The sequence below is a fragment of the Candidatus Glassbacteria bacterium genome (assembly GCA_019456185.1).
In the GTDB taxonomy this organism is placed as follows: Bacteria; Gemmatimonadota; Glassbacteria; order GWA2-58-10; family GWA2-58-10; genus JAJRTS01.
The window spans coordinates 1-11,269 of record VRUH01000023.1 but is presented as its reverse complement, the minus strand read 5'-3'; the positions used below and the strand labels follow the sequence as shown (position 1 = coordinate 11,269).

Genomic DNA, 11,269 nt, shown 5'->3' with positions numbered 1-11,269 from the left:
GACCCGACCAGAACAGTCGCACTTTCATCCGCCTGGAGAAAGGGACGGAAAATGTCAGCGTTGTCGCCAACGACCTCAGTGCTATCTCCGGAGAGAAGTTCGAGTTCGCATCTGGCGTGGAACATACGGTGCTGCATGAGAGCGCCAACCGGATGAAATGAAGAGTTGTCCCGGAATTTCAGATATGATTGAAACTTGAAGGAACCCTGACAGGGGCGGGCGGCGCCTGGGCATTCGCCCAGGCGGCCGGCTGGCGGGCATAGCCCGCGCCGTCCGCGCGCATTGAAATGCGCGCGCCGCCCGCCCGGTAGTTAAACCTTTATCAGCAGGGATCAAGCAGGCGGGAAACGATAAGACAGGAGCGGAGATGAGAAATTTTGCAGTGATTCTTTTTGTGCTGTTGACTGCCGTTCAGAGTTTCGCCGGGCCGCTGGAAACAGCCCGGGCCAGGGGCAGCCGGGCCAATGAGGCGCTGGTGCGCAGCAAAAGTGTGACCGACGCTTGGATGGCCCGCCGCAGCGAAAATACCGGTCTCCTGCCGCGCTCGGGCGGGAACGACACCTGGTACATCCGCGACTCGGCCGCAGACCTCTTTCCTTACCTCGCGATCTGCGCGTGGATGCTGGAGCCGGAGCGGTTCCGCGGCGAGATGATGGCGCTTCTTCGCGACGAGATCCGGCACAGCACGAGGGTGAGCTGGCTTTCGGACAACGTCAAAGCCAAGGGCGGCTTCGAGCACGAGGAAATCAATCTGGACCGGATCATCTTCGGCTCCTGCGAGTACGCCAAGGACGGCCTGTTGCCGCTGGTGGAGTACCTGAACCACCCGGCGTTTTACGACCGCCTGGCCGGGATCGCCGAGGACATGATCGCCCAGTCGCCATACACCAGCAGGTTCGGGCGGGTGCCGAGCCGGACCACCGAGGTCAACGGCGAGTTCCTCCAGGTGCTCTCCCGGCTGGCCTGGCGCACCAACGACCCGTGGTACGTGGAGAGCGCGCTGAAGATCGCAGATTTCTATTTCAAGCAGGTGATCCCCGGCTCCGGCGGACTGCCGGCGGATGAATGGGATATCGGGAGCGGGAGGCCGGCGCGGGATGAATTCCACTTCAACGACCACGGCAACGAGATCGCCGGGGGGCTGAGCGAGCTGGTGCTGTACCTGGTGGAGAACGATCATCCCCGTGCCGATGAGTTTGTCCGGCCGCTGGCCTCGCTGATCGACCGGCTGCTTGAGGTGGGGCTCAACGCCGACGGGGTCTGGATCATGAGCGCGAACCTGGACGGTACGCCGAAGGATTCGCTGCACGCCCACTGCTGGGGCTACCTGTTCAACGCGGTTTATACCACCTATCTGATCACCGGGGACGAGAGGTACCTGGCCGCTGTCCAGCGCGCCCTGGAGGCCGTGACCGGCAAGCCGGCCTATCTCGACGACCCCGACGGCGGCGGCCGCGACTGGGGTTCCAACGCCTACTCCGATGCTATCGAGAGCGCGATTGTGCTGCTCAACCGTCTGCCGGATGAGCGCACCGAGGCGGTGATGGATGCAGCGGTCACGCGCTTCCTGGCGCGCCAGCACAGCGACGGGATCGTGGAGGACTGGTACGGCGACGGCAACTACGTGCGCACCGCGCTGATGTACGCCCTGATGCAGTCGGGCGGCTGCTGGCTGGAACGCTGGCGGGAGGACCTGGCCCTGGGCGCGACGCTGGATGGTGATACATTGGTACTGGCTGTGGAAAGTGAAAAACCCTGGAGCGGGGTGGTCCATTTTGACTACCCGCGCCACCGCGAGCACTGGAACATGAGTGTCAACTACCCCCGCCTCAATGAGTGGCCGGAGTGGTACACAGTCGAGCGCAACCAGCTCTACGAAGTCGAGATCGCGGGCGGAGAGCAGAAAATATTCAGCGGCCAGCAGTTGATCGACGGCCTCCCGGTGTCCATCGGCGCGATGCAGGTGCTCCAGGTGCGGGTTACTCCGCTGGGCGAGCCGCCGTACGGCGGGAAGTGAATACACTGCCAGCAGCGGTATTGCATGAAAGTCCCCTCTTGAGAGGGGTGTCCGCGTAGCGGACGGGGTGTGTCGGCTGTGCAGGCGGGCGCACACGCGGGTGCGCCCCTAGATCAGGCAATCCGAGTTTTAGAGAGGTCGTAGGGGCGGACCCATGTGTCCGCCCGTTTTTTACCGGCGCGATGCAGGTGCTCCAGGTGCGGGTGAGGGGGCTGGGCGAGCCGCCGTACGGCGGGAAGTGAATACGGCATTATATGTAAGTCCCCTCTTGAGAGGGGTGTCCGCGCAGCGGACGGGGTGTGTCATGAAATGCCGCAAAGAAAAACCGAATCCCCCCTGGCCCCCCTTTGCTGAAGGGGGGTAGAAGCGCCTTTTTCTTTGCAAAAGGATTATTAAGAGCGCCTCCCCCTTTGAAAAAGGGGGACCGAGGGGGATTAGTTTTGTAGAATTCCTGCGTGGAAAGGCGGGCGCACACGCGGGTGCGCCCCTAGATCAGGCAATCCGAGTTTCAGAGAGGTCGTAGGGGCGGACCCATGTGTCCGCCCGGTTTTACACACCCCTGTGTCCCCTCTTGTTAGAGGGGAGTAAAAACTTTGGTTACCCGGATTTTGAGTTTTTGTTTGGGAGAGCAGTAATAAATCCCCTCTCGAGAGGGGTGTCCCCGGCGAGCCGGGGACGGGGTGTGTCCATAATTATTCAAATTATTCACAAAATAAAGAATTAAATATGATTGACCAATCTGTTTCTGTAATCTTGGTTGGTTGAAAAACGGTTGTTGGTTGAAAATGAATTTTGTGGCTAATATTCCCCACGTTTTTTAAAAGGGATAATTTATCATATGCTTCTGTAGTGGTGAAAACTTTGTTAGGAGAGCCAAGGGGATAAATGCCAAAAGGAAGAATCCATTTTTCAGGCCAAATATCACTGACAATCTTTTCACAATCAGGCCTTGATGTAACTAAAAAAGGAGTAGTAAAGGCTTTTCTAGCAGAACAATAAAGTAACCCCAACGACCCCACTTTCATATTTTTTGAATTAGTAATAATTGCTTGCTTATATCCTCCCTTTCTTTGGGAAACGGCCCATAACTTTGCCCCAATGCCAGCCCAAATATTGGTTAAATTTTTAGATGAGAAAACGAAGAGGTTAATTTCATATCCATTTTTGAAGGTCATTCTTGCTCCCAGAATGAGTTGCGAGTTGGTTGGTATTAATTAAACGATATTCAAACCCCAAACTCCACCCACAGCGGGTAGTGGTCCGACATCCGGAACTTGAGCCCCACGTTCGAGATATGCTGCACGTGCCTGACGAAATCGTGCTTGAAATCGAAATTGCCCCCGCCCCGGTAATCCAGGCTCAGCCGCGCCTCGTGGGCGCCGGTGAACCAGGCTATCTGGTCGTAGAAAGTAAAACTCTCCGGCTTGTCGCGGTGGTGGAAAATCGTACGGGGCTGGTCCAGCAGCGAGTCCGGGACTGTCAGCCCCCGGGCGATAAACTCCTCGTACAGCTCATCGCCCATCCGGTCGATATTGAAATCACCCAGCACGATCAAATTATGGTCGAACCGGTAGCTGTTCTCCGCCCAGCGGCTTATCCAGTTGGCAATCGCCCGCAGCTCGTCAATCCGGTCGCTCTTGTCGTCGCCGTAGTTCACATGCAGCGTCACCAGGATGAAAGTCCGCCCGCCGGCGCTGAAACTGGCCGCGTAGGGCGTGCGGACGAACTGGCGCTGGAACAGGTTGGCCGGCAGGTAGTCGGGGTCGCCGGCCGGGATCACGATCTCGGCGGCCAGCCCCGAGGGCCGCACCCGCGTGGTGTCGAACACGAACGCCAGCCGCTCGCCGTTGCCCTTGTCGCCCAGGGTCACATCGGTGAGCAGGAAGCCCCACTGCGGCCCCAGCAGCTTCATCATGTAGCGGATAGCGCGCAGGTTGTTTTTCACCTCCTGCACGGCGACTACATCGAAGCGCCGGACGATCTCGGTGATGAAATACAGCCAGCGGAAGTTGCGCTTGGGGCTGTTGTCTGCTTCGTCGGTCCAGTTCTTGGTCAGGTTGCCGAACGCGCAGATATTCCAGGTGGCGATCAACAGGTTGTGACCGTCGCTTTTGGCGGGGATCCGGTTGTCGAGAGCGCTGCGGAGCAGGTCAAGCTCGTTGGGCACCGCCGGGGGAGGGCTGAACAGGTCGTGGGGCATGGCCGGTACTCCGGTTTCCTGGTGGGACAGATGGGAAAATCCGAAAAACTCGTTAGATCTATCTTATCACCTGTCCGGCTCAGTCCAGGTCCAGTTTGCCGCCCTGGTGAGCCTGGAGATAGTTCATGCAGAACTCGTCGCGGCCAAGCAGGGCCTGGGCTGTCAGCAGGTCGGCCATCAGGCGCTTGTCGGTGGGATCGAGTATCGCTCCGTCCAGCCCGCGGCCCATGGCCAGCACCAGGAACATCTGGTTGATCTGGAAGCGGAACGGCAGGCCGTGGCTCACGTTACTCAAGCCCACCATCGTGTGCACGCCGGGGAATTTCGCCATGATCTGCTCGATTGCGCCCAGCACCACGTTGCCGTAGGAACTGTCAGTGGCAATCGGAAAAACCAGCGGATCGACAAAGATATTCTCCAGCGGAATCCCGTCGCCGGTGAGTTTTTCCACCAGACGGCCTGCTACCAGCAGCTTGGTTTCCAGGTCGGTGGGCATGCCGTGCTCGTCGTCGGCGCACATCGCGATCACGTCGGCGCCATGGTCGCGCACCAGCGGCATCAGGCTGTCGTAGCGGGCTTTTTCCAGGGAGATCGAGTTGATCATCGCCTTGCCCTTGTGCAGCTTCAGGGCCGGTTCGATTGCAGCGGGATTGGGGCTGTCCAGGCTCAGGCGGCAATCGTGCGCGCCCTGGACAGTCTGTACCAGCCAGCACAGCAGTTCCGGCTCCTTGTCCGGCCCGAACGTGCCCGCGTTGACATCCACATAGTCAGCGCCGGCTTCGAACTGCATCCCCGCCTCGTTGATAATGAACTGCTCATCCCTGTTTTCCACCGCCGGTGTGATCCGCTTACGGCTGGAGTTGATCCGCTCACCGATAATCAGCATTTTTTCTCCTGTGGTCTTTTGCTGTCGGGTTACTGTTTCGATGTTTTTTCCGGTTCCGGCAGGAACATCGAGTCGGTGAACTGGTCGTTCCAGTCCGGCTCGGCTCCCAGTTCGACAAATTCCAGCGTCCCGGCGATCCGGCAGGCGTGCTCGAACTGGGAGTTGTCGATCAGGGCCATCCGCGCGCCAATACCGGCGGCGTTACCGATCGGTTCGACAATCTCCAGGTCCACGTCACGCACCATGCCTACCGCCAGAGCGCTGGCCGGGTTCATATAATTCCCGAATGCGCCGGCCAGCAGCACCCGTCCGATCTGTTCGGGACTGCGGCCCAGCCTGCGAAGGAGGATCCTGACCCCGCTGGCGATCGCCCCGCAGGCAAGCTGCAGCTCGCGAATGTCGGCCTGGATCAACGCAACCTTATTGTCTCCATCGCCCGCAATCGCAAACTGGCGCTGGTTGTGGGGACCCGGCTCAATCCGGTCCGGCAGCTTCTCCATTGAATGACCGCTCAGCTGCTCCGGCGGGAGCATCCGGCCGCTGGTGTCTATCACTCCGGCGCGAAGCAGTTCGGCGGCGATATCCATCAGACCCGAGCCGCAGATGCCACGCGCAGCGGCTTCATCTCCGATTGCATGCCAGCCGGGAGTTCCGTCCGGCTCCAGCCAGAACTTGTCGATAGCGCCGGGCTCGGCCCGCATGCCGTGCATGATCTTCACGCCCTCGAACGCCGGACCGGCGGCGGTGGATGCACAGATCATCCGCCCGTGCTCGTCGGCCAGCACGATCTCCCCATTGGTGCCCATGTCGATAGCCAGGGTAAGGGTATCGGCCTTGTCCAGTCCGGCGGCCAGCGCCATCCCGACAGTGTCCGCGCCGACATGCCCGGCCACGATCGGCAGGTATTTTGCCGTTGCGAACTTCGAGGAGGGAAGTTCGTAATCCGCGGGCCTGAACGAAGTCGGCCCGTTGACAGCCGGCAGGAACGGCGAGCGTCCGAGCGGCAGCGGGTCGATACCGAAAAAGAGATGGTGCATCGTGCTGTTGCCCACCAGCGTCCAGCGGTAAAGTCGTTCCGGTGATGTCCCGGCCTGGTGGCAGGCCTCGTCGGCCAGGCCGGCCAGGTCCTCGCGAACCAGCCCTGAAAGCCGGTCCAGTCCGCCTTCGCTGTCGTGGCAATGGCAGATCCGGCTCATCACGTCAGCGCCGTAGGGCGCCTGGCTGTTGGCGCAGGCTACAGTCGCCACCGTCCGGCCGGTTGAGAGGTCCACCAGGTAGAGCGCAACGGTGGTGGTGCCGATATCCACCGCCGCACCGAAAATTTCAGCGGTCGTGTCGCCGGGCTCGCAGCCGGTCAGGCAGCCGCCGTCCGCGATCAGGGTGATCGATTTCTCGCCGCCGGTCACCAGCCCGGCGAATTCCCGCATCACCGCGGCATCGACAGGGGTAACGGCGCCCGGCGGGAGGACGGAGCGCAGGGCCTGGCGCAGGGCCGCATCCAGATTGTCCAGCGTGGCTGCGCGGGGAGAAAATAGCACTTTACGCGGTACTCCCGAGGGAGAGGCGTCAACTCGCTCCAGTCCGGCCAGGTCCACTTTCGCCTGTCCGTCGAAGGCAGATATCTGATCCAGATGAACCGTGAGGCTGCGGTCGGCCCGCTGACGGCAGGCCAGGCGCCAGCCGGAATCGAGCCGGGCGGGGGACAGATGGCGGCGTTCCTCTGGAGATACCGGCGTGCGCTCGCCGTTGTCGATCCGCACGGCGCAGCGTCCGCAGACACCCCGGCCCGCGCAGGGGGAGTCCAGGCCCAGGCGCATGTCCCGGGCGAGATCGAGCAGGCTGCGTTCGGGGTCGGCAGCGACAGTTTCGCCCGCGGGGAGGAAGGTGATTATCAGCTTGTCAGGTTTTGTCATGATGAGCTGTCCTCCGGCGGCTGTGGGCCGGAAGATTGAAACCGGGAGTGGCGCCGGTGGTGGAGAAGGAGCGCTCCCGGAGTTGGTAAAATGCCGGGCCGCCCGCGTGGAGCAGCCCGGCATCGCATACCGGTTCGTTGGCCGAGCGGTTCGAGGAGCGCCTCAGGCGGCGATCCCGAGCAGCTTCTTGGCTTTTTCCACCGCGCTGCTGCCGTCGGCCGCATACCCGTCGGCGCCGATTTCCTCGGCGAACTTCTCCGTGATCGGTGCGCCGCCGATCATGGTTTTCACCTTGCCGGCGATATCCGAATCCCTGAGCGCGGCCACGACGTCTTTCATCGACATCATCGTGGTGGTCAGCAGGGCCGACATCATGATCAGGTCGGCATCTTTCTCCTTGGCGGTTTCGATAAATTTCTCCGGCGACACGTCGGTGCCGAGGTCGATCACCTCGAACCCCGCGCCTTCCATCATCATCACCACCAGGTTCTTGCCGATATCGTGGAGGTCGCCCTTGACCGTGCCGGCCACAGCGATCGCCTTGGCCTTGTAGTCGCCCTCGAGCAGCTTGGGTTTGATAATGCCCATTCCCTGCTTCATCGCCCGGGCGGCGATCAGCACGTTGGGGATATAGTATTCACCGGCCTTCCACTTGGCTGCGACGATATCCATCCCGGCCACCAGGCCGTCGTTGAGAATCTCCAGGACCGCGGTCCCCTCGTCGACAGCTTTCTGCGTCAGTTCACTTACCAGGGGCGCGTTGCCCACTATCAGCGCGTTGCGGATATCTTCGATCAGCGCCATCGGCTACCTCCGTGCGACATGGCATTCAGAAAGAAACAGAGAAAGGATATTCAGTAACGGCGGCCGCAAATTTAACCGCGGCTTGGGCATGCATTTTTTTCTTATGGAAATCAAGGCTCATACTTAACAGTCTGTCAAGAGACGCGCCAGCTTTTTTTGCTGTTTCTGTTCCAGGTCTCAAAGGCGTCAGTTTTTCCCGAGCGGTCCCAGGGCGGCCATCAGGGCGGCGAACTCGCCCCCGCCGCCGATTTATCGGGGCCACTCCCCTTTTCTAAGGGGGAATTTCACGTGCCCGGCCCATCAATTTAAAGCAAAGCCGGCTGAATCAGGAAAGGCAACGCTTTAAGTCCCCCTTAGCAAAGGGGGAGACAGGGGGTTGTAATCTTTTTGGAATCAATCCTCTTTTTTCAAAATTCCCGGGACAGTAATCCGGTCCGGGTCCAGCGCTTTCTTGAGCTCTTCTTCGGTCAGGATGCCACGCTCGATGATAATTTCTTTCAGCGAGCGCCCGGTTTTCAGCGACTCCTTGACCACCTCGGCCGTCTTGAGGTAGCCGATCACCGGGTTGAGCACGGTGGCCGTTCCGAGGCTGGTCTCGAAATAGATCCGGCAGCGCTCCCGGTCGGCCTCGATCCCGGCCACGCATTTTTCGTTAAGGTGACGGGCGCAGTTGGTCAGGATCCTGGCGGACTCCAGGACGCTGTAGCCGATCACCGGCATCATCACGTTGAGCTGCAGCTGCCCGGCCTGGGCCGCGTAGCTGACAGTGGTCTCGTAGCCGATTACCTGGAAGGCGACCATCGCGGTCATCTCCGGGATCACCGGGTTGACTTTGCCGGGCATGATCGAGCTGCCGGGCTGCAACTCGGGCAGTTTGATCTCGGCGATTCCGCTCGTCGGTCCGCTGGAGAGCAGGCGCAGGTCGTTGGAAATCCTCAGCAGCTCCGTGGCTAGGCCTTTCATCCTGGCGGCGATATCGACGAACACGTCCATGCTGCTCATCGCGGCGAACAGGTCCACGTCGGCCGAGAGGTCGAAACCGGTGAGCTGGCGCAGCAAGCCGACCACCCGCTGCTGGTACTCGGGATGGGCGTTGAGCCCCGTGCCGGCCGCGCTGCCGCCCAGGCCCAGCACTCCGGCGCGGTTGAACGAGGCAGTCATCCCTCCGGCCTGTTTCCTGAGAGTCCGGGCCCAGCCGCCGAACTCCTGGCCGAGCTTGATCGGCACGGCGTCCTGGAGGTGCGTGCGGCCGGTGGTGACAACGTCCTTGAATTTCTCTGCCCTGCCGGCGAACGCGGCGGCCAGTTCATTGACCGCCGGGATCAGTTCCCGGCTGACCCGCAGGCAGGCCAGCCGGATCGTGGTCGGGACAACGTCGTTGGTGCTCTGGCCCATGTTGACATGGTCGTTGGGGCTGACACGCTCGTACTTTCCGCGCTCGCCGCCCAGGGATTCCTCGGCCAGGTTGGCGATCACCTCGTTGACATTCATGTGGAAACTGGTTCCGGCGCCGGCCTGGTAGATATCGACCACGAAATTGTCGCGGAGTTCCCCGACGATAACCCGGTCGGCGGCGGAGCTGATCGCCCCGGCCACTTCCTTGTCGATCAGGCCCAGTTCACCATGGACAATCGCGGCTGCTTTCTTGATCGTGGCCGCCGCCCAGACCATTTCCGGAGGGAGCGTACGGCCGGAAATGCTGAAATTGTCCACCGCGCGCTGGGTCTGGGCGCCGTAATACTTATCGGCCGGAACTTTGACCTCACCAATCGAGTCCTTCTCGATACGGTAATCCACAGCTGACCTCTCAGGCTTGTTTCCTGGTAAAGGGGAGCAGTCCGCCGGCCAGGATCACCTCGCGTTCGTAGGTGCTCAGTTCCACCCGGCCCTTGAAACCCGAACCCTTCGTTTTATTGGTAATGGGCACTTCCGCCGTGCCGCCCTGCACCGCATCGTGCACACCACCTATTTCCAGCTCGTCGCCCTGGTCGATCTTGTCGTAGTCGGCCTCGTCGGCGAACTCAACCGGCAGGATCCCGAAGTTGATCAGGTTCGAGCGGTGGATGCGGGCGAAACTCTTGACCACCACCGCGCGCAGCCCGAGGTACATCGGGGCGATAGCCGCGTGCTCGCGGCTGGAACCCTGGCCGTAGTTGTTGCCGCCCACCACAATGCCGCCGCCGAGTTCCCGTGCGCGGGCGGGAAAAGTGGGGTCGAGCTGGCTGAACACGTGCTCGCTGATGCGCGGGATATTGGAGCGCAGGGGCAGCACCTTGGTTCCGGCCGGCATGATATCGTCGGTGGTGATATTGTCGCCGGTTTTGAGCAGGACCGGTCCGGATATTTTATCTTGCAACTCTTCATTAACCGGGCAGGGTTTGATATTCGGGCCGCGGACAACCTCCACTTCCTCACCCTCCGGGGCCGGCGGGACAATCATCCCGTCATCGATAATGATTTCAGTGGCGGGCGCCACCGAGGGAGGATCGCCGTGCCTGGAGACATCGGGCAATTCGCCCTCGAGCGCTGCCAGGGCGCAGATTTCGGGGCTGGTCAGGATCACGCCGGCCTCGGTGCTGCCGCAGCGGCCCTTGAAATTCCGGTTGAACGAGCGCACGCTGAGGCTGCCGGTGGATGGCACCTGGCCCATGCCGATACATGGTCCGCAGGCGCTTTCGAGAATCCTGGCGCCAGCGCCGATCAGCTCTTTGAGTCCCCCGCTGGTGGCGATCATCTCGAACACCTGGCGGCTGCCGGGAGTGACCGCGAAACTGACATCCGGGTGGCTTTTCTTGTCCTTGACTATTGCGGCGGTCACCATCAGGTCGTGGTAGCTGCTGTTGGTGCAGCTGCCGACACAGACCTGCTGGATTTTGGTCCCGGCCACTTCGGCCAGGGGCACCACTGCGTCCGGCGAATGGGGCATCGCCACCAGCGGCTCGAGTTCGCTCAGGTTGATCACTTCCAGATCGTCGTACTGCGCGTCGCCATCGGGCAGCAGTTCGCTCCAGGTGCCGCCGCGCTGCTGGAGTTCCAGGAACGCTTTTGTAAGGTGGTCCGAAGGGAAAATACTGGTGGTCGCACCCAGCTCGGCGCCCATGTTGGTAATCGTCGCCCGCCGGGTCACGTCCAGGTTTTCCACGCCGGGGCCGTGGTAACAGAAGATTTTCCCGACACCGCCCTTGACAGTCCTTCTGCGCAGTACCTCGAGGATCACGTCCTTGGCGCTGGCCCAGCCGGTGAGTTTGCCCTCCAGCCTGACACCGACCACGACCGGGCACTTGAGATGGAACGCCCCGCCGGCCATCGCCACGGCGATATCCAGCCCGCCCGCGCCGATAGCGAGCATGCCCGCCCCGCCGCAGGTGGGAGTGTGGCTGTCGGAGCCGAGCAGGACCTTGCCCGGCGAGCTGAACCGCTCGAGGTGCACCTGATGGCAGATCCCGTTG

The 11,269-nt window shown here is 61.3% G+C and carries 9 protein-coding genes (1 of these 9 cut by a window edge); 2 read left to right on the top strand and 7 right to left on the bottom strand.

What is annotated here, in order from left to right; all coding sequences use genetic code 11:
* Nucleotides 1-156 carry the 3' portion of a glycoside hydrolase gene (locus FVQ81_10015; GenBank protein MBW7996880.1) on the top strand. Its footprint begins 1,434 nt before the window's first position, so 156 of the gene's 1,590 nt are visible here — the last part of the coding sequence; its start codon lies off the left edge, out of view; its stop codon occupies nucleotides 154-156.
* A 211-nt stretch (nucleotides 157-367) separates the two neighbouring features.
* Nucleotides 368-2,017 (top strand): hypothetical protein, encoded by a 1,650-nt coding sequence (locus FVQ81_10010; protein ID MBW7996879.1) that lies wholly within the window; start codon nucleotides 368-370, stop codon nucleotides 2,015-2,017.
* A 701-nt stretch (nucleotides 2,018-2,718) separates the two neighbouring features.
* Here FVQ81_10010 and FVQ81_10005 read toward each other — a convergent pair.
* The 7 genes from FVQ81_10005 to FVQ81_09975 form a co-directional block, all read right to left on the bottom strand.
* The gene (locus FVQ81_10005) at nucleotides 2,719-3,192 is read right to left on the bottom strand and encodes a hypothetical protein (protein ID MBW7996878.1); all 474 of its coding nucleotides are present in this window, start codon (nucleotides 3,190-3,192) and stop codon (nucleotides 2,719-2,721) included.
* 50 nt (nucleotides 3,193-3,242) lie between these two features.
* The gene (locus tag FVQ81_10000; GenBank protein MBW7996877.1) at nucleotides 3,243-4,217 is read right to left on the bottom strand and encodes an endonuclease; all 975 of its coding nucleotides are present in this window, start codon (nucleotides 4,215-4,217) and stop codon (nucleotides 3,243-3,245) included.
* Between the two features lie 79 nt (nucleotides 4,218-4,296).
* Nucleotides 4,297-5,103, bottom strand: coding sequence for a methyltetrahydrofolate cobalamin methyltransferase (locus FVQ81_09995; protein MBW7996876.1), 807 nt, complete (start codon nucleotides 5,101-5,103; stop codon nucleotides 4,297-4,299).
* Nucleotides 5,104-5,132: 29 nt separating this feature from the next.
* On the bottom strand, nucleotides 5,133-7,139 hold the full coding sequence (locus tag FVQ81_09990) for a DUF4445 domain-containing protein (GenBank protein ID MBW7996875.1): 2,007 nt from the start codon (nucleotides 7,137-7,139) through the stop codon (nucleotides 5,133-5,135).
* 39 nt (nucleotides 7,140-7,178) lie between these two features.
* On the bottom strand, nucleotides 7,179-7,820 hold the full coding sequence (locus FVQ81_09985) for a cobalamin-binding protein (GenBank protein ID MBW7996874.1): 642 nt from the start codon (nucleotides 7,818-7,820) through the stop codon (nucleotides 7,179-7,181).
* 393 nt (nucleotides 7,821-8,213) lie between these two features.
* A complete protein-coding gene (locus FVQ81_09980) occupies nucleotides 8,214-9,617 on the bottom strand; it encodes an aspartate ammonia-lyase (protein MBW7996873.1) in 1,404 nt (467 codons plus the stop codon).
* A gap of 10 nt (nucleotides 9,618-9,627) precedes the next feature.
* On the bottom strand, nucleotides 9,628-11,269 hold a 1,642-nt coding region (locus FVQ81_09975; protein ID MBW7996872.1), incomplete at its 5' end, for an aconitate hydratase.

Excerpts from the sequence above, each read along its gene's own strand:
- FVQ81_10005 (MBW7996878.1), bottom strand. The coding sequence starts at position 3,192 with ATGACCTTCAAAAATGGATATGAAATTAACCTCTTCGTTTTCTCATCT.
- FVQ81_10000 (MBW7996877.1), bottom strand. The coding sequence starts at position 4,217 with ATGCCCCACGACCTGTTCAGCCCTCCCCCGGCGGTGCCCAACGAGCTT.
- FVQ81_09985 (MBW7996874.1), bottom strand. The coding sequence starts at position 7,820 with ATGGCGCTGATCGAAGATATCCGCAACGCGCTGATAGTGGGCAACGCG.
- FVQ81_09995 (MBW7996876.1), bottom strand. The coding sequence starts at position 5,103 with ATGCTGATTATCGGTGAGCGGATCAACTCCAGCCGTAAGCGGATCACA.
- FVQ81_10010 (MBW7996879.1), top strand. The coding sequence starts at position 368 with ATGAGAAATTTTGCAGTGATTCTTTTTGTGCTGTTGACTGCCGTTCAG.
- FVQ81_09990 (MBW7996875.1), bottom strand. The coding sequence starts at position 7,139 with ATGCCGGGCTGCTCCACGCGGGCGGCCCGGCATTTTACCAACTCCGGG.